At 72.6% G+C, this 19,128-nt stretch carries 21 protein-coding genes and 1 riboswitch; of the genes, 11 read left to right on the top strand and 10 right to left on the bottom strand.

Features of this window, described 5'->3' with window-relative positions:
* Positions 1-115: 115 nt before the first annotated feature.
* On the bottom strand, positions 116-754 hold the full coding sequence (locus C6376_RS18450; protein ID WP_107444423.1) for a hypothetical protein: 639 nt from the start codon (positions 752-754) through the stop codon (positions 116-118).
* A complete protein-coding gene (locus tag C6376_RS18455; protein WP_107444424.1) occupies positions 747-1,526 on the bottom strand; it encodes a carboxylesterase in 780 nt (259 codons plus the stop codon). The genes C6376_RS18450 and C6376_RS18455 overlap by 8 nt, the downstream gene beginning before the upstream one ends.
* A gap of 159 nt (positions 1,527-1,685) precedes the next feature.
* Between C6376_RS18455 and C6376_RS18460 the strand changes: the two genes are divergently transcribed.
* From C6376_RS18460 to C6376_RS18475, 4 genes are read left to right on the top strand one after another with little or no spacing between them, the layout of a single operon-like run.
* Positions 1,686-2,519 carry a 1-acyl-sn-glycerol-3-phosphate acyltransferase gene (locus C6376_RS18460; protein WP_107444425.1) on the top strand — a complete coding sequence of 278 codons (834 nt, stop codon included), beginning with the start codon at positions 1,686-1,688 and terminating at the stop codon, positions 2,517-2,519.
* A 41-nt stretch (positions 2,520-2,560) separates the two neighbouring features.
* Positions 2,561-3,787 carry a MacS family sensor histidine kinase gene (locus C6376_RS18465; RefSeq protein WP_107444426.1) on the top strand — a complete coding sequence of 409 codons (1,227 nt, stop codon included), beginning with the start codon at positions 2,561-2,563 and terminating at the stop codon, positions 3,785-3,787.
* Positions 3,784-4,479, top strand: coding sequence for a response regulator transcription factor (locus tag C6376_RS18470; protein ID WP_107444427.1), 696 nt, complete (start codon positions 3,784-3,786; stop codon positions 4,477-4,479). Before C6376_RS18465 ends, C6376_RS18470 begins: the two co-directional genes overlap by 4 nt.
* 54 nt (positions 4,480-4,533) lie before the next feature.
* A complete protein-coding gene (locus tag C6376_RS18475) occupies positions 4,534-5,562 on the top strand; it encodes a 6-phosphofructokinase (RefSeq protein WP_107444428.1) in 1,029 nt (342 codons plus the stop codon).
* A 4-nt stretch (positions 5,563-5,566) separates the two neighbouring features.
* Here the strand turns inward: C6376_RS18475 and C6376_RS18480 are convergent, their stop codons facing one another.
* On the bottom strand, positions 5,567-7,429 hold the full coding sequence (locus C6376_RS18480) for an anthranilate synthase family protein (protein WP_107444429.1): 1,863 nt from the start codon (positions 7,427-7,429) through the stop codon (positions 5,567-5,569).
* 110 nt (positions 7,430-7,539) lie between these two features.
* Positions 7,540-7,596: a trp operon leader peptide gene (locus C6376_RS46415; protein ID WP_073735655.1), complete on the bottom strand. Its 57-nt coding sequence runs from the start codon at positions 7,594-7,596 to the stop codon at positions 7,540-7,542.
* Between the two features lie 119 nt (positions 7,597-7,715).
* Between C6376_RS46415 and C6376_RS18490 the strand changes: the two genes are divergently transcribed.
* Together C6376_RS18490 and C6376_RS18495 are read left to right on the top strand one after the other, a co-directional pair.
* Positions 7,716-9,068: a class II 3-deoxy-7-phosphoheptulonate synthase gene (locus C6376_RS18490; RefSeq protein WP_107444431.1), complete on the top strand. Its 1,353-nt coding sequence runs from the start codon at positions 7,716-7,718 to the stop codon at positions 9,066-9,068.
* Positions 9,069-9,218: 150 nt separating this feature from the next.
* The gene (locus tag C6376_RS18495) at positions 9,219-9,461 is read left to right on the top strand and encodes a bacterioferritin-associated ferredoxin (protein ID WP_107444432.1); all 243 of its coding nucleotides are present in this window, start codon (positions 9,219-9,221) and stop codon (positions 9,459-9,461) included.
* Between the two features lie 67 nt (positions 9,462-9,528).
* On the opposite strand, the gene bfr is transcribed toward C6376_RS18495, so the two are convergent.
* Positions 9,529-10,008, bottom strand: a complete 480-nt coding sequence (gene bfr, locus C6376_RS18500) for a bacterioferritin (RefSeq protein WP_107444433.1) — start codon at positions 10,006-10,008, stop codon at positions 9,529-9,531.
* A 186-nt stretch (positions 10,009-10,194) separates the two neighbouring features.
* Here bfr and C6376_RS18505 point away from each other — a divergent pair, with 186 nt between their 5' ends.
* Positions 10,195-10,827 (top strand): sulfite oxidase-like oxidoreductase, encoded by a 633-nt coding sequence (locus tag C6376_RS18505; RefSeq protein ID WP_107444434.1) that lies wholly within the window; start codon positions 10,195-10,197, stop codon positions 10,825-10,827.
* A gap of 22 nt (positions 10,828-10,849) precedes the next feature.
* On the opposite strand, the gene C6376_RS18510 is transcribed toward C6376_RS18505, so the two are convergent.
* The 5 genes from C6376_RS18510 to thiO all read right to left on the bottom strand — a co-directional run bounded on the left by C6376_RS18510 (position 10,850) and on the right by thiO (position 16,044).
* Positions 10,850-11,728 carry a deoxyribonuclease IV gene (locus C6376_RS18510; protein ID WP_107444435.1) on the bottom strand — a complete coding sequence of 293 codons (879 nt, stop codon included), beginning with the start codon at positions 11,726-11,728 and terminating at the stop codon, positions 10,850-10,852.
* A gap of 34 nt (positions 11,729-11,762) precedes the next feature.
* On the bottom strand, positions 11,763-13,700 hold the full coding sequence (gene pknB, locus C6376_RS18515; RefSeq protein WP_173985675.1) for a Stk1 family PASTA domain-containing Ser/Thr kinase: 1,938 nt from the start codon (positions 13,698-13,700) through the stop codon (positions 11,763-11,765).
* Between the two features lie 173 nt (positions 13,701-13,873).
* A complete protein-coding gene (locus C6376_RS18520; RefSeq protein ID WP_107444436.1) occupies positions 13,874-14,668 on the bottom strand; it encodes a thiazole synthase in 795 nt (264 codons plus the stop codon).
* 3 nt (positions 14,669-14,671) lie between these two features.
* Positions 14,672-14,872 (bottom strand): sulfur carrier protein ThiS, encoded by a 201-nt coding sequence (thiS, locus tag C6376_RS18525; RefSeq protein ID WP_107449047.1) that lies wholly within the window; start codon positions 14,870-14,872, stop codon positions 14,672-14,674.
* A gap of 8 nt (positions 14,873-14,880) precedes the next feature.
* Positions 14,881-16,044 (bottom strand): glycine oxidase ThiO, encoded by a 1,164-nt coding sequence (gene thiO / locus C6376_RS18530; RefSeq protein ID WP_107449046.1) that lies wholly within the window; start codon positions 16,042-16,044, stop codon positions 14,881-14,883.
* Positions 16,042-16,153, bottom strand: a riboswitch (TPP riboswitch). (Overlaps the previous gene by 3 nt.)
* 52 nt (positions 16,154-16,205) lie before the next feature.
* Here thiO and C6376_RS18535 point away from each other — a divergent pair.
* The 4 genes from C6376_RS18535 to thiE all read left to right on the top strand — a co-directional run bounded on the left by C6376_RS18535 (position 16,206) and on the right by thiE (position 19,049).
* The gene (locus tag C6376_RS18535; RefSeq protein ID WP_107444437.1) at positions 16,206-16,556 is read left to right on the top strand and encodes a hypothetical protein; all 351 of its coding nucleotides are present in this window, start codon (positions 16,206-16,208) and stop codon (positions 16,554-16,556) included.
* A 95-nt stretch (positions 16,557-16,651) separates the two neighbouring features.
* Positions 16,652-17,893, top strand: a complete 1,242-nt coding sequence (locus tag C6376_RS18540; protein WP_107444438.1) for an NAD(P)/FAD-dependent oxidoreductase — start codon at positions 16,652-16,654, stop codon at positions 17,891-17,893.
* 65 nt (positions 17,894-17,958) lie between these two features.
* Positions 17,959-18,324, top strand: coding sequence for an Rv2175c family DNA-binding protein (locus C6376_RS18545; RefSeq protein ID WP_057580009.1), 366 nt, complete (start codon positions 17,959-17,961; stop codon positions 18,322-18,324).
* Between the two features lie 77 nt (positions 18,325-18,401).
* Complete coding sequence (thiE, locus tag C6376_RS18550; RefSeq protein WP_107444439.1) at positions 18,402-19,049, top strand: thiamine phosphate synthase; 648 nt, start codon at positions 18,402-18,404, stop codon at positions 19,047-19,049.
* Positions 19,050-19,128: the final 79 nt, after the last annotated feature.

The raw sequence follows: 19,128 nt of genomic DNA on the forward strand, positions 1-19,128 counted from the left end.
GCGGCCGCGGACCACCTGCCGGGCCTCGCCGCCCATCCCCGCGCGTCCCGCGGCCCGTGACCGACGGCCGGACCGACGGCCGCGGGTCGGACTGCTGCAGGTCGGACGACCGCGGTCAGACGACCGCTCCCCGACCTGGATCGCCCTCGTCCTCGTCGTCCGTGCGCATCCGCGCGACCAGCGTGGCGAAGCCGCCGAGGAAGCCGCCGATGGCGACGGTCGTCAGCCACCACGTCATCTCCCAGCCCAGCAGCACCGCGAGCAGCAGCAGCACCGGACCGCCGAGCACGCCGAGCCAGGCGAACCTGGCCGTGGTGTCGGCGGTGGGCAGCGGAGGCGGCTCCGGCGGGACGAAGTGGCCCTCGTCGTCCTCGTCGAAGTCCTCCTCGGCCGGTTCGGGCGTCGTGTAGTCGCGCGGGCCGACGCCGGGCGCGAAGGCGACCGAACTGCCCAGCGGCTTGGCCGGTTTCTTCTCGTCGCCGGATTCCTTCGCGGGCTCCGCGCCGGTGTCCGCCCCGGCCTCCTCGTCGTTCGTCCCGACCTCGGGGAGCGCAAGGTCCTCGATCGACTTGAACGGCTTCGCACCCGGCGGGTCCGGGGGCTCGTCGCCGTACCCCGCGACGATCGCCGCCCACGCGGCCGCCTCGTCGAAGGGCACGCTCTGCTCCTCCGGCTCGCGCCCCTCCCGGGCGTCCCGGCCGTCCCGCTCGTCCCGGTTCTCCCGGTCCTCGCGGTCGGAGTCGTGCTCAGCCACCTACGGCCGTCCCTTCCTTGCCGACACTGGGCGCGACCCGGCCGATGAACGCGTAGCTCTCCTCGAAGATCCGGTCCGCATCGTGGTCCAACGTTGCCACGTGGTAGCTCTGTTCCAGCAGGATCTCGGTCACGTCCGTCGACGACACCCGGCTGAGGACCCGCGCCGAGTCGGCCGGCGGCACCACATGGTCCTGCGCGCTGTGCAACAGCAGCAGCGGCTGGGTGACCTGCGGCAGCTCGCCGTCGACCAGGCGCAGGAAGGCGCGCAGGGAGTGCGCCGAGTGCAGCGGCACCCGGTCGTACCCGCTCTCCGCGACGCCCCCCTTCGCGATGTCGCTGGCGATCCCCTTGGTCGTGCGGACGAGGTGACGGGCCACCGGGAGGGCGTACGCGGACAGACCGTGCACCTTGTTCGCCGGGTTGACGACGACGACGCCGGCCACCCCCTCACCGTGCTTCGCGGCCAGCCGCAGGGCCAGCGCGCCGCCCATGGACAGGCCTGCCACGAACACCACCGCGCAGCGCCGGCGCAGGGCGTGCAGCTCGCGGTCCACCTCCGCGTACCAGTCCTGCCAGCCGGTCAGCGCCATGTCCTCCCAGCGCGTGCCATGGCCCGGCAGGAGCGGCAGTGAGACCGTCAGGCCCTGTTCGGCCAGGTACCGCGCCCACGGGCGCAGCGACTGCGGGGAACCGGTGAAGCCGTGACAGAGGAGCACTCCGACCTCCCCGCCCTCATGGCGGTACGGCTCGGCTCCAGGAAGGACCGGCACCTTCGGTCTCCTGTCTTCGTCTGTTCTTCATGGGAGGGACGTGTGCTTCACCGTACGCGACCCCACTGACACCGACCAGGGCCGTCGGAGCCATTGCCGCCGCCCCGGGTTAAGGTCTGTGCGACACAAACAGGAGGCAGTCGGTTGTTGTACGGCGCGATGAAGGTCGCTATCGGGGGACCCCTGCGGGTCGCCTTCAGGCCCTGGGTGGAGGGACTGGAGAACATCCCCGCCGAGGGCGCGGCGATCCTGGCGAGCAACCACCTGTCGTTCTCCGACTCGTTCTTCCTGCCCGCGGTGCTCGACCGCAAGGTCACCTTCATCGCGAAGGCCGAGTACTTCACGACGCCCGGCGTGAAGGGCCGGCTGACGGCGGCCTTCTTCAAGGGCGTCGGCCAGCTCCCGGTGGACCGCTCCGGCGGGCGCGGAGCCGGCGAGGCCGCGATCCGCAGCGGCGTCGAGGTGCTGGAGCGCGGAGAGCTCTTCGGGATCTATCCCGAGGGCACCCGCTCGCCCGACGGTCGCCTCTACCGCGGCAAACCGGGCGGCCTCGCGCGCGTGGCGCTGGCCACGGGCGCGCCAGTGATCCCCGTCGCCATGATCGACACCGAGAAGATCCAGCCGCCCGGGAAGGTCCTCCCGAAGATCATGCGGCCCGGCATCCGCATCGGCGAGCCGCTGGACTTCAGCCGTTACCAGGGTATGGAGCACGACCGGTTCGTGCTGCGCGCCGTGACCGACGAGGTCATGTACGAGATCATGAAGCTCTCCGGCCAGGAGTACGTCGACATGTACGCGACCGCCGCCAAGCGGCAGATCGCGGAGGCGGCGAAGGCCGACAAGGAAGCCGAGAAGGCCGCCAGGGCGGCGCTCGCGCAGGCCGAGAAGGACCAGGCCGAGAAGGACCGGGCGAAGAAGGACGCGGAGCAGCGGGCCGAAGAGCAGCAGGCCGCGGAGCAGCGGGACACGGAGCGGCGGGACACGGAGCAGTAGGGCGGGGAGCCGTAGCCGGCGGCCCGGGGGCGGGGGGACGGATGGCCAGACGCGAGAGAGTCATGAAGATGTCGGTCGAGCTGCCGCTGTGGCGTGCGCTCGCCGGATACCGGGTGCTCACCATGCTCTACGCGGTGGGGTTCTTCGCCACCGCCTACGACGGGTTCGCCCGGCCCTGGGTCGCGGTCGCCTACTACGGCGTCCTGTTCGTCTGGACCGTCGCCACCCTGCCCCAGGTCGCGAGTGCCGCGAGCTGCACCAAGCGCTTCCTCGCCGCCGACCTCACCGTCGCGCTCACCGGCATCATGCTCACGACCGTCGCGGACAGCCACGAGCACATCCAGTCGGGCGGCCCGACGCTGCCGTCGATCTGGACGGCGGGCTCCGTGCTGGCGTTCGCCATCAAGGGCGGCTGGCGCTGGGCGGCGTTCGCCTCCACGGCCGTCGCGGTGACCAATCTGGTCGAGCGCGGCACCCCGGCCCGCGACACGATCCACAACGTCGTCCTCGTCTGGGTCGCCTCCATCGCCATCGGCTACGTCGTCGAGGTCGCCCGCGCCTCCGAGCGCACCCTTGCCCGGGCCCTGGAGATCGAGGCGGCGACCCGGGAACGGGAGCGGCTCGCCCGCGACATCCACGACGGCGTGTTGCAGGTGCTCGCCATGGTGCAGCGGCGCGGTGCGGTCATCGGCGGGGAGGCGGCCGAGCTGGGCCGGCTGGCCGGGGAGCAGGAGGTGGCGCTGCGCATGCTGGTCTCCGGCGGCCTCGTGCCGGTCTCCCGGGTCTCGCGGGACGCGGCGGACGGCGCCGTCGTCTACGCGGTGGACGAGCCGGCGGAACTGCCCTCGGTCGTCGACCTGCGCGCGCTGCTCGCCCCCTTCGCGGGCGCCCGCGTGAACCTCGCCGACCCCGGCGCCGCGGTGCCGCTGCCGGCGGCCGCCGCACAGGAACTGGCCGCCGCGGTCGGAGCCGCCCTGGACAACGTGCGCGGACACGCGGGCGAGGACGCCCGGGCCTGGATCCTCGTCGAGGACGAGCCGGACAGGGTCGTCGTCACGGTGCGGGACGACGGGCCGGGCATCCCGGAGGGCCGGCTCGCGCAGGCCGAGGGCGAAGGAAGACTCGGGGTCGCGCAGTCGATCCGGGGCCGGCTGCGGGACCTCGGCGGCAGCGCCGAGCTGATCTCGACGCCGGGACAGGGCACGGAGGTCGAACTGACGGTGCCGAAGGAGAAGAACGTGCGGCGGGGGAAGGCGGGACGGCGATGAGCCAGGAACACGGTGGAGCGGGGACCGGCGGTCCGATCAGGGTGATGGTGGTCGACGACCACCCCATGTGGCGCGACGCGGTCGCCCGCGACCTGGCCGAGTCGGGACTGGACGTGGTCGCCACCGCCGGCGACGGCGAGCAGGCCGTGCGCCGAGCCAAGGCCGTCACGCCCGACGTGCTCGTGCTGGACCTGAACCTGCCGGCCAAGCCGGGCGTCCAGGTGTGCAAGGAGGTCGTCGCCGCGAATCCCGCGCTGCGGGTCCTGGTGCTGTCGGCGAGCGGCGAGCACGCCGACGTGCTGGAGGCGGTGAAGTCCGGCGCGACCGGTTACCTGCTGAAGTCGGCGTCCACCGAGGAACTGCTGGACGCCGTACGGCGCACCGCGGCCGGCGACCCGGTGTTCACTCCGGGGCTGGCCGGCCTGGTCCTCGGCGAGTACCGCCGGCTCGCCTCCGACCCCGGATCCGCCGCCGGCAGCGACGAGCCGGACGCGCCCCGGCTCACCGACCGCGAGACCGAGGTGCTCCGGCTCGTCGCCAAGGGCCTGAGCTACAAGCAGATCGCCGAACGCCTGGTGATCTCGCACCGCACGGTCCAGAACCACGTCCAGAACACCCTGGGCAAGCTCCAGCTGCACAACCGGGTGGAGCTGGTCCGGTACGCGATCGAGCGCGGCCTCGACGACGAGTGACCCGCGCGCGACACTGACTCTTCGTCAGGCAACTGCGGCGAAGGGACACGTTCCATGCGCGTCGGAGTACTGACCGGAGGCGGCGACTGCCCCGGCCTCAACGCCGTCATCCGGGCCGTCGTCCGCAAGGGCGTCCAGGAGTACGGCCATGACTTCGTCGGCTTCCGGGACGGCTGGCGGGGTCTGCTCGAAAGGCGCTCGGTCCGCCTCGACATCCCCGCGGTCCGCGGCATCCTGCCCCGCGGCGGCACGATCCTCGGTTCCTCGCGGACCAACCCCTTCAGGGAGGAGGACGGCGTCCGCCGCATCAAGGACACCCTCGCCGAGTCGGGTGTCGACGCGCTCGTGACCATCGGCGGCGAGGACACGCTCGGGGTCGCCGCCCGCCTCTCCGACGAGTTCGCGGTGCCCTGCGTCGGCGTCCCCAAGACCATCGACAACGACCTGTCCGCCACCGACTACACCTTCGGCTTCGACACCGCCGTGGGCATCGCGACCGAGGCCATCGACCGGCTGCACACCACCGCGGAGTCCCACATGAGGGTCCTCGTCGTCGAGGTGATGGGCCGTCACGCGGGCTGGATCGCCCTCCACTCCGGGATGGCGGGCGGCGCCAACGTCGTCCTCGTCCCCGAGCAGCGCTTCGACATCGACCAGGTGTGCGCCTGGGTGACCTCCCGCTTCCGGTCGTCGTACGCGCCGATCGTGGTCGTCGCCGAGGGCGCGATGCCCCGGGACGGCGACGTGGTGCTCAAGGACGGGTCGCTGGACGCCTTCGGGCATGTGCGGCTCTCCGGCGTCGGCGAGTGGCTGGCCAAGGAGATCGAGCGGCGCACCGGTAAGGAGGCCCGCACGACGGTCCTCGGCCACGTCCAGCGCGGCGGCACCCCGAGCGCCTTCGACCGCTGGCTCGCCACCCGCTTCGGCCTGCACGCCGTCGACGCCGTGCACGAGGGCGACTTCGGCACGATGGTCGCCCTGCGCGGCACGGACATCGTCCGGGTACCGATCGCCGAGGCGACGGCCCGCCTGAAGACCGTCGACCCGCGGCTGTACGCGGAGGCGGGGGTGTTCTTCGGCTGAGCCGCTACGAGGGCAGACCCGTCGCGCGGAGCCGGGCGACCGCCTCCCGCACCAACGACGTCCCGTTCAGCGTCAGCACCGACTCCGGATGGAACTGCACCCCGCCGAAGCCGGGCCCCCGCAGGGCGTGCACCTCGCCGTTGGGGGCCCGGCTCACCTCCACCCCGCGCGCGGCGAGCCCCTGCGCGGCCTCGTCGCCGCACCGCGCCACGAAGCTGTTGTAGAAGCCGACCGTCTCGGTCCGCCCGAACAGGTCGATCTCCGTCTGCGCCCCCTGGTACGGCACCTCCTTGCGGACGATGTCCAGCCCCAGCTCGGCCGCGATCAGCTCGTGGCCGAGGCACACGCCGAGCACCCCGTGCCGGTGCTCCCGCAGCACCCGGGCGGTCAGCTCCCGCAGGCGCCGCATCTTCGGATCGTCCAGGTCGCCCGGGTCGCCGGGACCGGGCCCCAGCACCACCGGCCCCTCGTGCGCGAGCACCGCCTCGCGCAGCCCGTCCTCGTCGTGGCGCCGGACGTCCACCTCGAGGCCGCTGGAGCGCAGCACGTGCGCCAGCATCGCCGTGAAGGTGTCCTCGGCGTCGACGACCAGCGCGTGCCCGGTCAGCTCCCGCGTCGGCTCCTGCATCCGCAGCCAGAACGGCGCCAGCGAGGCGCGCCGTCCGTCGAGCGCCGCCCGCACCCGGGGGTCGTCGGCGAGCCTCGGTGGCACGGCTTCCGCGTCCGGCCGGCCCGCGCGCACCCCCAGCGCCGCCAGCACCCCGGCCGCCTTGGCGTGCGTCTCCGCCACCTCTCCCGCCGGGTCCGACCCCCGCACCAGCGTGGCCCCGACCGGGACCCGCAGCCGTCCGGCCGCGTCGATGTCGGCGGTGCGGATGAGGATGGGCGAGTCGAGGGTCTGCGCCCCGCCCGAGTCCCTGCCCAGCAGCGCCAGCGCGCCGGCGTAGTAGCCCCGCCCGCCGGCCTCGTGCCGCTCGATGACCCGGCAGGCGTTCTGCACGGGCGAGCCGGTCACGGTCGCCGCGAACATCGTCTCCTTCAGCACCTCCCGCGCGTCCAGCGAGGACTTCCCGCGCAGCTCGTACTCGGTGTGCGCGAGATGCGCCATCTCCTTCAGCCGCGGCCCGACCACCACCCCGCCCATGTCGCCGACCGTGCACATCATCTTGAGCTCCTCGTCGACGACCATCGACAGCTCCTCGATCTCCTTGCCGTCGGCGAGGAAGTCCAGCAGGTGCTCGGGGCTCGGCCCCTCGGCGGGATACCGGTACGTGCCGCTGATCGGGTTCATGACGACCGTGCCGCCGGACATCCGTACATGCACCTCGGGGCTGGCCCCGACCAGCGTCCTTTCCCCGGTGTGCACGACGAACGTCCAGTACGCGCCCCGCTCGCCCTCCAGCAGTCGCCGGAACAGGGCGAGGGCGTCGGTGCGGGAGAACCCGGGGATCGCGCCCTCGTAGGTCCGCCGGATCACGAAGTTCGCGCCCTCGCCGCGTCCGATCTCGTCCCGCAGCACCCGTCGGACGATCCGCGCGTACTCCTCGTCGCCGACGTCGAAGGCGCCGTCGCGGACGCGGACGTCGTGGGCGGGCAGCCGGGAGAGGACGTCCTCGAGCGGGAAGGAGTGGGTCTCCTCGGGGTGCAGCACCGAGAGCGGGGTTCCGTCGTCGCGCACGTCGAAGCCGCGCTCGCGGATCTGGCGGAAGGGGACCAGGGCGAGGCCCTCGTCGGGGAGGTCGGCCAGGCGGTCGTACGTGCGGACCGGGCCGAGGAGCAGTTCGACGACGTTCTCGTCGTGGCCCGGCGTGCGGCGGCGCAGCAGGGCGAACGGGCGGGGGTCGGCCGGCAGGTCGAGCAGATGCATGGGGCGTGTCCTTCTCGCTGGGAGGAGCTTGTCGCCAGCGGGACGGCCGGGCCCGAAAACACCGAAGGCCGCCCCTCGGGCGGCCTTCGCGAAGTCGTGCGTACGCGCAGTCAGTGGGCCGCCGGATGAGCGGTCCACCACCAGTTTCGGGTCGAATGCGCGAACATGCGCCGCACCCTACCCCATGGTCCCCGGGCCGCGCGGAGCTCCTCAGGTGAGCGGTACGGCGTCTCACCTGTCGAACCGCTGCGAAAACGACGTGACACGACCCCGTAGTGTTGAGGGCGTGACCGTGAACGCTAAGACCAGCGCGAGCGCTGGCAACACCTGGCGAGACCTGCCCGCGGCGCAGCAGCCCGAGTACCCGGACACCGAGGCTCTGCGCGCAGTGATCGCGGACCTCGAGTCGTATCCGCCGCTCGTCTTCGCGGGCGAGTGCGACCAGCTGCGCGCCCGGTTGGCGGCCGTCGCCACGGGAGAGGCGTTCCTCCTCCAGGGCGGCGACTGCGCCGAGGCCTTCGACGGGGTGTCGGCAGACCACATCCGCAACAAGCTCAAGACGTTGCTGCAGATGGGCGCGGTGCTGACGTACGCGGCCTCCGTGCCGGTCGTCAAGGTCGGCCGGATCGCCGGCCAGTACTCCAAGCCGCGTTCCAAGAACACCGAGACCCGCGACGGCGTGACGCTGCCGACGTACCGCGGCGACTCGGTCAACGGCTTCGACTTCAACGAGGCGGCCCGCGTCCCGGACCCCGAGCGGCTGAAGCGGATGTACAACGCGTCCGCCTCGACGCTCAACCTGGTGCGCGCCTTCACCACCGGCGGCTACGCCGACCTGCGCCAGGTGCACGCCTGGAACCAGGACTTCGTGAAGTCGTCCCCGTCCGGCCAGCGCTACGAGCAGCTCGCCCGTGAGATCGACAACGCGCTGAACTTCATGCACGCCTGCGGGGCCGACCCGGAGGAGTTCAAGACGGTCGAGTTCTACTCCTCGCACGAGGCGCTGCTGCTCGACTACGAGTCCGCTCTGACCAGGGTCGACTCCCGCACCGGGCACCTGTACGACGTCTCGGCGCACATGGTGTGGATCGGCGAGCGCACCCGGCAGCTGGACCACGCGCACATCGAGTTCGCCTCGAAGATCCGCAACCCGGTCGGCATCAAGCTCGGCCCGACGACCACGGCCGAGGAGGCGCTGCAGTACATCGAGCGTCTCGACCCCGACCGCGAGCCCGGCCGGCTGACCTTCATCGTCCGCATGGGCGCCGACAAGGTCCGGGACAAGCTGCCCGAGCTGGTGGAGAAGGTCACCGCCTCGGGCGCGACGGTGGCCTGGATCACCGACCCGATGCACGGCAACACCTACGAGGCGGCCTCGGGCCACAAGACCCGCCGCTTCGACGACGTGCTGGACGAGGTCAAGGGCTTCTTCGAGGTCCACAAGGCTCTCGGCACCCACCCGGGCGGCATCCACGTGGAGCTCACCGGTGACGACGTCACCGAGTGCGTGGGCGGCGGCGACGAGATCTTCGTCGACGACCTCCACCAGCGCTACGAGACGGCGTGCGACCCCCGCCTGAACCGCAGCCAGTCTCTTGACCTGGCGTTCCTCGTGGCGGAGATGTACCGCGACCAGTAGGCGACCGGCATGGCAGTGGGGCGCGGATCACATACGATCCGCGCCCCACTCCACTTTTCCCGCCACGCGGCACCGGGTAAGGTTAGGTTAGCCTCACCGACCAGGGACACTCTGAGATCCGGTAGGCGTGACTCAGGGACCGGCGAGGAGGTGAACCGCGTGTACGTGTGCAGCTGCTTCGGGGTGACCGAGGCCCAGGTCAAACAGCACGCGGACGACGGCGCCTGCACACCGCGCCAGATCGCCTCCGCCTGCAAGGCGGGCACGGACTGCGGCTCCTGCGTGCGCCGGATCCAGGCCATCCTGGGCCGGGGCGCCTGCCCGCGCCCGGGTGTGACCGACCTCGCCGACCAGAAGGCGCCGGTCCTCGCCGCACTCGACGAAGCGGCCTAGTACACACCGTTGCAGTACTGGGTTCCGGGGCGCCGAGCGGGACGCGGCCCGGCCGGGGCCTCCCGGTTCAGCTCTCCGGCTGCTCGATCAGCTGGGCGATGTAGAGCGCCTCGCCGAGCTTCTCCACCAGCTCCAGCTGGGTGTCCAGATAGTCGATGTGGTGTTCCTCGTCCTCGAGGATCGACTCGAAGATGTTCGCGGACGTGATGTCGCCCTTTTCGCGCATCACCTTGATGCCGCGCTTCAGCCGGTCGATCGCCTCCACCTCGATCAGCCGGTCGGCCTCGAACATCTCCTTGACCGTCTGCCCGACGCGCACGTGGAAGAGCCGCTGGTAATTAGGCAGCCCGTCCAGGAAGAGAATCCGGTCGGTGAGCACCTCGGCGTGCTTCATCTCGTCGAAGGACTCGTGCCGCGTGTATTTCGCGAGCTTCGTCCAGCCGAAGTTCTCCTGCATCTTGGCGTGGAGGAAATACTGGTTGATGGCGGTGAGTTCGCCGGTGAGCTGCTCGTTGAGGAACTCGATGACCTCGGGGTCGCCCTGCATCGCAGAGGCTCCTTCCACGTCGGAGAATTCGGGGAGGTTCCGCCGCATGATTTCACCGGCACCGAAGATCGTCCAGTAAGTGCGTACTTAGTAAGTTAGTGCATGCTTAGTATCAGTTGCCCGATTCGGGATATGCCCGGTCATGGCTGGTCATGTGCATCGTCCGGGGTCTGTCAGGATGGAGTCATGGGTCATCCGGTGGAGCGAGAATCTGGAGAAGAGGCGGTGTCCGAGCTTCCGCCGGGACAGCGACTGCAGCGCGGCTGGCCCGTCACCCACTACGGTCCGGTCCCCAAGTTCCGTCCCGAGCGCTGGGAGTTCCGGGTCTTCGGGGCCACCGCCGACGGTGAGAAACGCTGCTGGAACCACGACGAGATCACCGCGCTTCCGTACGCCTCGGTGCTGGCCGATCTGCACTGTGTGACGAAGTTCAGCATGCTCGGCGCCGAGTGGGGCGGCATCCCGGCCCGCACGATCCTGGAGATCGCGCCGCCCGCCGCGAGCGTCACCCATGTGATGGTGTGGGCCGAGTACGGCTTCAGCTCCAACCTGCGGCTGTCCGACTTCGCCGCCGATCGCACGATCTTCGCCACCCACAAGGACGGCGAGCTGCTCACGGCCGAGCACGGCTTCCCGCTGCGTCTGGTCGTCCCGCACCTGTACGCCTGGAAGGGCCCCAAGTGGGTCCGCGGCATCGAGTACATGACCGCCGACCGCCGCGGCTTCTGGGAGGAGCGCGGCTACCACAACATCGGCGACCCCTGGAGCGAGCAGCGCTACTCCTACCAGGAGGAGCCCGGGGACGGCCCCGAACTCTGACCGGCTGCCGGGCCGGGAGCCCTCAGCCGTCCCGCAGCCTCTTCAGCCGCCGCACGTCCCTCGCGTGGCCCTCCCTGCCGCCCGGCGTCTCGATGATCAGCGGCACGCCCGCCGTCGCCGGGTGGGTCATCAGGTCCCGGAAGGGCTCCTCGCCGATGTGGCCCGCGCCGATGTTCTCGTGCCGGTCCTTGTGGGCGCCCGCCACGTCCTTGGAGTCGTTGGCGTGGATCAGTTTCAGCCGGCCCTCGCCGACCGTGTCCACCAGCAGGTCGAGGGTCCGGTGCATGCCGGACGGGCCGGCCAGGTCGTGCCCGGCCGCGAAGACGTGACAGGTGTCGAGGCAGACGCCCAGCCTGGGGTGGGAGTCCAGGGCCTCGAAGTACGGCCCGAAGTCCCAGGTCCGGGAGCAGAGCGAGGAGCCCTGGCCGGCGGTGGACTCCAGCAGCAGGAACGGGTCCTCGTCGTGGGTCAGCTCGTCCAGCAGCGGCAGCAGGTACTCGCGGACCTGTTTCAGCGCCACCGACCGGTCCCGGCCGCCCGTCGCGCTCCCGGTGTGCACGACCACGCCCAGCGCGCCGATCTCCCGCCCCCGGCGCAGCGAGTGCCGCATCGACTCCACCGACTGCTCGGCCGTGGCCTCGGTGTGCGAGCCGAAGTTGATCAGGTACGGGGCGTGCACGTACGCCGGGACCGACCGCGCCTCGCACGCCTCCCGGAAGGCCTCGTCCTGCCGGGGGTCGCCCGTCGGCGTGGCCCAGCCGCGGGGGTTGGCCACGAACACCTGGACCGTCTCGGCCTCGAGGTCGTGCGCGTACGACATGCCCACGCGGTGCAGACCGCCGGCCACGGGCACATGGCCGCCGACGGGATTGCGGGAGGGGAAGGGGGGACGAGCACTCACCCGGTCAGGGTGTCATGCCCGCCCGCCCGGTCCGTCACCGGATGGTGATCGTGATCGTCGACCCCTTGGGGGCCGACTTCCCGGCCTGGACGGACTGCTTCTTCACGGTGTCGCCGAACAGACCGAGCAGGCCGCGGTCCTCGTCGACCTTGAACCCGGACTGCTCCAGGAGCGACTTGGCGTCGTCCACGCTCGAGCCGACCACATCCGGGACCTCGACCATCTCCGGGCCCTTGGACAGGGTCAGCGTCACGGTGTCGCCCTCGGCGAGCTGGCTGTCCGCCTTGGGGGTCTGCGCCGCGACCCTGCCCTTGTCGACCTCGGAGTTGACCCGCTCGGAGGAGACCTTCACCGTCAGGCCGGCCTTCTCCAGCTCGGCCTTCGCGTCGTCCAGGTCGTCACCTGCGACGTCGGGGACGTCGACCGGGCCGCCCTTGCTGACGACCAGCGCGATCGCGGCGCCCGCGCGGCGCTGCGCGCCCGCCTCGGGATCGGTGCTGATCACCGCACCCTGGGCGATCTCGTCGCTGAACTCCTCGGTGACCAGACCCGGTTCGAGGCCGTCCTTCTTCAGCAGGTCCTCGGCCTTCTTCAGCGCCGTGCCCTGCACGTCGGGCACCTTCACGATCTCGGGGCCGTCGGAGACGGTGAGCGCCACCGAATCGTTCTTGCGGATCCGGGCGCCCGGCCCGGGGTCCGTCTCCGTGACCGTGCCGCGCGCGGCCGTGTCGCTGTACGTGTGCCGGACCTTGCCGACCTCGAGCCCCGCCGCCTCCAGGCGCTTGCGGGCCTCGGCCTCCTTCTGCGTCAGCACCGCGGGGACCTTGGTGAACTGGCCGGAGTTGATGTACCAGACGCCCGCGCCCACGCCGAGCACCACCAGGACGACGGTGACGAGCGCGATCACCGAGCGCCCGGGCCGCACGGAACGGCGCCGGGGCGGCAGCGGAGGCGGGCTCTGGAACCGGGAGGTCCGGTGGAACGCGGCGTCGTCGGCGGGCTCGTCCTCGCCGACCGGCAGCGGGCGGGGGACGGTGAGCGAGCGGGGGATCACGCTCGTGCGGTCCTCGGCGTTGTCGTGCTCGCCGGAGAGGGCCTGCGGCGGCAGCGCGTCCAACTGCTCCTCGGTGAGCGGGGCGCGCGCCTCCCGGACCTGTCCGAGCAGCGCGACGGCGTCGTGCGGCCGGACCCCGGGCGTGCGCGCGGTGGCCGACGCCACGAGTTCGTCCAGCTCGAACGGCAGCCCGGGAACGAGCACCGAGGGAGCCGGGACGTCCTCGTGGAGGTGCTTGTAGAGCACGATCGCGGGGGAGTCCCCCTCGTGCGGTTTGTCGCCGGTGAGCATCTCGTAGAGCACGACGCCGCACGCGTACACGTCGACGCGGGGATCGGCGGCGCCCGGCTGGTCGATCTGCTCGGGGGCGAGGTAGGACACGGTGCCGAGCACCGCCCCGGTGGTGCTGGTGACGGTGTCCACCGAGCGCACCAGGCCGAAGTCGGCGACCTTGACCCGGCCGTCGTCCCCGATCAGCACGTTCTCCGGCTTCATGTCCCGGTGCACGAACCCGGCCCGGTGCGCGGCGCCGAGCGCGGCGAGGACCGGCTCCAGGATGTCGAGTGCGGCCCTCGGCTGCAGGGCCCCGCGGTCGCGCAGCACGTCCCGCAGGGTGCAGCCGGCGATGTACTCCATGGCGAGGTAGACGTACGCCCCGTCGGCGCCCTGGTCGAAGACCTGCACGACGTTCGGATGGGCCAGGCGGGCGACGGACTTCGCCTCCCGGATGAACCGCTCGACGAACGCCGCGTCGGCGGCGAGCGCCGGATGCATCACCTTGAGCGCGAGCACGCGGTCGAGGCGGGTGTCCACGGCCCGGTAGACCGTGGCCATCCCGCCGACCGCGATCCGCGCCTCCACGCGATACCGGCCGTCGAGCACCTGCCCGACCAGAGGGTCCTGAAGGGTCGTGTCCACGCAGGTGAGTGTACGAGCCGTCACCGACACCCCGCCGATCACACCGGGATCGCAGCGCGACTGCAGCCGAGCTGTGACGCGAACCCGCGGGTAACGCCCGGGGCCCGGGGCGCGCTCGCGGCCCGGGTGAGTCCCGCGCCGGTGAGGTCCCTCGCCCGTCCGGCGACCGGCCGTCAGAAAGCGGGGCGTTCCGGGTCCAGGGCGGCCAGGCCCTCGACGGGGGACGACGCCTCGGCGAAGTAGCGGCGGGGGATCCGGCCCGCCAGCCGGGCCGACCTGCCCGCCTCGACACCGGCCCGCATGGCGGACGCCATCCGCTCGGGATCCCGCGCGCGTGTCACCGCCGACGCCAGCATCACCCCCGCACACCCCAGCTCCATCGCCAGCGCCGCGTCCGACGCCGTGCCGGCCCCCGCGTCCAGGATCACCGGCACGCGCGCGTGCTCGACGATCAGCTGGAAGTTGTGCGGGTTGCGGATCCCGAGGCCGGACCCGATCGGCGACCCCAGCGGCATCACCGCGGCGCAGCCGACGTCCTCCAGCTTCCGGGCCAGCACCGGATCGTCGTTCGTGTAGGGCAGTACGGTGAACCCCTCGTCCACCAGCGTCTCCGCAGCGTCCAGCAGCTCGACCGGGTCCGGCAGGAGGGTCCGCTCGTCGGCGATGACCTCCAGCTTGATCAGGTCGGTCCCCAGCGCCTCCCTGGCCAGCCGTGCCGTCAGCACGGCCTCGCCGGCCGTGAAGCACCCCGCCGTGTTCGGCAGCACCCGGATGCCGAGCCGCTCCAGCACCGACAGCACGGACCCGTGCACCGACGGGTCCACCCGGCGCATCGCGACCGTCGTCAGCTCGGTGCCGGAGGCGACCAGGGCCCGCTCCAGCACCTCCAGGCTGGGCGCGCCCCCGGTACCCATGATCAGCCGGGACGAGTAGGCCGTCCCGCCGAGGACGAGTGCGTCGTCGGCCATGGCTCAGCCTCCCTGGACGGCGGTGAGGACTTCCACGCGGTCACCGTCGGACAGCGCCGTCGACGGCCACTGCGCGCGCGGGACGACGGTCTCGTTGAGCGCGGCGGCCACCCCGGAGGCGGCGGGCGTCAGGGACCGGACGACGCCGTCGAGGGCGGTGCCGGCGGCGAACTCCCGCCGCTCGCCGTTGACCGAGATGTGCACACGGGCGTTCACGCGGGCTGCTCCAGGAGTGCGGCGGCGCCGAAACGCCGCGGAGTGAAGGGGCGGGCCTCGTCCGGCAGCTCCCCGGTGACCAGGGCCTGCGCCATCGCGTCACCGGTCACCGGCGTCAGCAGGACGCCGTTGCGGTAGTGCCCGGTGGCCAGCAGCAGCCCGGGCAGCTCCGTCGGCCCGAGCAGCGGCGCGTTGTCCGGGGACCCCGGCCGCAGACCCGCACGTGTCTCGGTGAGCGGCAGCTCGGTGATGCCCGGGACCAGCTCGTGGGCGTCGCGCAGCAACTCGTACACGCCCCCCGCCGTCACCGTCGTGTCCCAGCCCAGCTCCTCGCTGGTCGCGCCCACCACCAGTTCGCCGTTCTCCCGGGGGACCAGGTAGACCTGGCTGCCGCGGACCACGGCCCGCACGGTCCGGTTCAGGAACGGCGCGCACCGCGCCGGCACGGCCAGCCGCAGCACCTGCCCCTTGACGGGCCGCACGGCGGGCAGCACGTCCTGCGGGACGCCCGCGAGCCGCCCGCTCAGACTGCCGCCGGCGAGCACCACCTGCCCCGCCGCCGCCGCGCCGTCCTGCAGGACGGCCCCCGTCGCCCGGTCGCCCACGACCGTCAGACGCTCCGCCCAGGTGCGATGGAAGACGACGCCCGCGCGCTCGCAGGCGGCCGTCAGGGCCAGGGCCAGCCGTCGCGGATCGACCTGGTGGTCGCCGTCCGCCCGCAGTCCGCCGCGCACCCCCGGCGCGAGCATCGGCTCCAGACGCCGGCACTCGCGCCCGGACAGCCATTCCGACTCCAGCCCCGACTGCCGTTGCAGGGCGTGCAGTTCGCGCAGGTGGGTGCGGTCGTCGGCGTCCAGCGCGACCGCGAGCGTGCCGCAGCGCCGGTAGCCGACGCCGAGGCCGGTCAGCTCCGTCAGCTCCGCCGCGAAGTCCGGATAGCGGCGGGCCGAGGCGAGGTTGAGACCGAGCAGGGTCTGCTCGCCGTAGTGCAGTTCCGTGACGGCGGCCAGCATCCCGGCGGCCACCTGGGCGGCCCCGCCGCCCGGCTCCGGGTCCACCACCGCCGTCGTGAGGCCGCGCTGCGCGGCCCGCCAGGCGGTGACCAGCCCGATGATCCCGCCCCCGATGACGAGGACGTCTGATGTGCGTGGAGACGGCATGGGCGTCCAGCCCCTCCCTTCGCCGGCATGACCCGGATCAGGTTCGTACGGTCGGAGGCCGCCAGCCTCCCTCTCAGCCCGGTGCGTCCGGGCTCCCGCGAGTGCTCTACGTTGGCCACCCTAGCCCGCCGCGACACGCCTCAGTAAGGGAGCCCCCGCCCATGGCACGCTCGCTCGACGGTCTCGTCCTCGCCCCCGTGGCCGACCAGGCCCCCGGGCAGGTCGGCCCGCGCACCCGCTTCGCCTACCACGAGCGGGACGGGGCGGTGTGGGCCGAGTACGCGGGCGGCGACGTCGTGCGCGGGCGTCTGGTGGGCACCCGCGAGGGGGACCGGCTCGACTTCCGGTACGTCCAGCTGGGGCACGACGGGACGACCTCCTCGGGGCACTGCGTGTCGACGGTCGTGGAGCTGCCCGACGGCCGGCTGCGCCTCGCCGAGACCTGGGAGTGGGAGTCGCAGGCGGGCCACGGCACCAGCGTCGTGGAGCAGATCCCGGACGAAGAGGAGTAAACCGCCCGCGAAGCACGGGACGCCCCTCGCGGTGTGGAGCAGGTCACCGAGCAGGGCGGCTGACTGACAAAACGTCAGGTGTCTATGGTGATCGGGTGAGCGAGCAGAGGCAGGAAGAGGGCCGGTCCGGGGCGCGGAGCGTGGTCGTCGTCGGCGCGGGCATGGCCGGGGTCCAGACCGCGGTCGCCCTGCGCGAACAGGGCTTCGACGGAGCCGTCACCCTGATCGGCGCGGAACCGCACCAGCCCTACGACCGGCCGCCGCTGTCCAAGGCGGTGCTGCTCGGCAAGGCCGAGAACTCCGCCTTCGACGTCGACTTCGAGGGCCTAGGCATCCGGCTGGAGCTCGGCCGCGAGGTCCTCGGCCTGCGGCCCGCCGACCACGAGCTGGACACCGGACGCGGGCCCGTCCCCTACGGCGTCCTGGTCCTCGCCACCGGGGCGGAGCCCGTCCGGCTGCCGGGCTCCGAGGGCGTGCCCGGCGTGCACCTGCTGCGCACCCTGGACGACGCCGAGCGCCTGCGGCCGGTCCTCGCCCTGCAGCACGAGGTCGTGGTCGTCGGCGCCGGCTGGATCGGCGCGGAGTTCGCCACGGCCGCGCGCGAGGCCGGCTGCGCGGTCACCGTCGTCGAGGCCGCCGACCGTCCGCTGGCCGGGGCGCTGCCGCCCGAGGTCGCCGCCCCGATGACCGGCTGGTACGCCGACAGCGGCGCCGACCTGCGCACCCACACGCGCGTGGCGCGCCTGGAGCCCGGCGTCGTCGTGCTGGACGACGGCTCGCGGCTGCCCGCCGGCGCCGTCGTGGTCGGCATCGGCGCCCGCCCCGCCACCGCCTGGCTCACCGGCTCCGGCGTCGAGCTGGGCGCGCACCGCGAGGTCGTGGCGGACGCGGGCCTGCGTACCAGCCTGCCGGACGTGTACGCGGTCGGCGACTGCGCCTCCTTCCCGTCGCGCAGGTACGGCGAGCGGCTGCTCGTCCACCACTGGGACAACGCCCTCCAGGGGCCGCGCACGGTCGCGGCGAACATCCTCGGCGCGGCCACCGGCGAGCCGCCGGTCCCCTACGACCCGGTCCCGTACTTCTGGTCGGAGCAGTTCGGCCGCTTCGTCCAGTACGCGGGTCACCACGCCGACGCCGACGCCCTGCTGTGGCGCGGCGACCCGTCCGGGCCGGCCTGGACCGTCTGCTGGCTGCGCGAGGACCGTCTGGTCGCCCTGCTGGCGGTGGGGCGCCCGCGCGACCTCGCCCAGGGCAGGCGGCTGATCGAGGCGGGCACGCCGATGAATCCGCGGCTCCTCGTGGACCCGGCCCGGCCCCTGAAGGCGGCCACCGCCTGAGCCGGACCCCCTGGTCGGACCGGCCCGGCTTCCGGCTGTCAGCGGCAGATGGCAGGCTTGTTCCCGTGACCGAGATTGACGCAAAGACCGATGCTCTCGTCCCCGCCTGGCTCACCGTGCCCGACATCGCGGAGATGCTCGATGTCGACGTGATCCGCGTCCGGCAGCTGATCAAGGACGGCCAGCTCATCGCCGTACGCCGGGGGGAGAACCGTGCGCTGCACGTCCCCGCCGCCTTCATCGACGGGGACAAGGTGGTGAAGGGCCTGGTCGGGACCCTGACCCTGCTGCGGGACGACGGCTTCAAGGACGAAGAGATGCTCGAGTGGCTCTTCACTCCCGACCCGAGCCTGCCCGGTACGCCCGCGCAGGCCCTGAGTGAGAATCGCGGCACGGAGGTGAAGCGCCGCGCCCAGGCGCTCGCCGTCTGACCCGCGGATTCGCACCGACACCCGGTGTACGGGGGCGCACCCCGCCCCCGTACGCCACCACCCTGGGGGGACTTCGTATGCCCGACACCGCCCGCACCCGCCTGGCCGCGGCCCGGCTGTACCTGTGCACGGACGCCCGCACCCGCCAGGGTGACCTTCCGGAGTTCCTGGACGCCGTCCTCGCGGCCGGCGTGGACATCGTCCAACTGCGTGACAAGGGCATGGAGGCGGCCGAGGAGCTGGAGCACCTGGAGGTGTTCGCCGACGCCTGCGCCCGGCACGGCAGGCTGCTCGCGGTCAACGACCGCGCGGACGTGGCGCACGCCGCCGGGGCCGACGTCCTCCACCTCGGCCAGGGCGACCTCCCGGTCCCCGCGGCCCGCGCGATCCTCGGCGACGGCGTCCTCGTCGGCCGCTCCACGCACGCGGCGGCCGAGGCCGAGGCGGCCGCGGTCCAGGAGGGCGTCGACTACTTCTGCACCGGCCCGTGCTGGCCCACCCCCACCAAGCCCGGCAGGCACGCGCCCGGCCTCGACCTGGTCCGGCACACCGCCGGTCTCGGCACCGACCGGCCGTGGTTCGCCATCGGCGGCGTCGGCCTCGACAACCTCGACGAGGTGCTTGCGGCGGGCGCCCGCCGGGTCGTGGTCGTCCGGGCGATCACCGAGGCGGCGGACCCGGGCGCCGCGGCGGCCGAGTTCGCGAAGCGACTGAGCGAGGCGTAGGGGCCGGCCGGTGGGCCGCCCGCGGGCCGAACGGGCTCCGGCTCGTACGGTCGTTTCCCGTACGACTGTCCAAGGGATG

Origin of the sequence: Streptomyces sp. P3, assembly GCF_003032475.1 — a bacterium.
Lineage (GTDB): Bacteria > Actinomycetota > Actinomycetes > Streptomycetales > Streptomycetaceae > Streptomyces.

What these genes read in the sequence shown, in the direction of transcription:
- C6376_RS18460 (WP_107444425.1), top strand. Translation starts at nt 1,686, where the DNA reads ATGAAGGTCGCTATCGGGGGACCCCTGCGGGTCGCCTTCAGGCCCTGG.
- C6376_RS18465 (WP_107444426.1), top strand. Translation starts at nt 2,561, where the DNA reads ATGGCCAGACGCGAGAGAGTCATGAAGATGTCGGTCGAGCTGCCGCTG.
- C6376_RS18470 (WP_107444427.1), top strand. Translation starts at nt 3,784, where the DNA reads ATGAGCCAGGAACACGGTGGAGCGGGGACCGGCGGTCCGATCAGGGTG.
- C6376_RS18475 (WP_107444428.1), top strand. Translation starts at nt 4,534, where the DNA reads ATGCGCGTCGGAGTACTGACCGGAGGCGGCGACTGCCCCGGCCTCAAC.
- C6376_RS18480 (WP_107444429.1), bottom strand. Translation starts at nt 7,429, where the DNA reads ATGCATCTGCTCGACCTGCCGGCCGACCCCCGCCCGTTCGCCCTGCTG.
- bfr (WP_107444433.1), bottom strand. Translation starts at nt 10,008, where the DNA reads ATGCAGGGCGACCCCGAGGTCATCGAGTTCCTCAACGAGCAGCTCACC.
- C6376_RS18505 (WP_107444434.1), top strand. Translation starts at nt 10,195, where the DNA reads ATGGGTCATCCGGTGGAGCGAGAATCTGGAGAAGAGGCGGTGTCCGAG.
- C6376_RS18520 (WP_107444436.1), bottom strand. Translation starts at nt 14,668, where the DNA reads ATGGCCGACGACGCACTCGTCCTCGGCGGGACGGCCTACTCGTCCCGG.
- thiO (WP_107449046.1), bottom strand. Translation starts at nt 16,044, where the DNA reads ATGCCGTCTCCACGCACATCAGACGTCCTCGTCATCGGGGGCGGGATC.
- C6376_RS18535 (WP_107444437.1), top strand. Translation starts at nt 16,206, where the DNA reads ATGGCACGCTCGCTCGACGGTCTCGTCCTCGCCCCCGTGGCCGACCAG.
- thiE (WP_107444439.1), top strand. Translation starts at nt 18,402, where the DNA reads ATGCCCGACACCGCCCGCACCCGCCTGGCCGCGGCCCGGCTGTACCTG.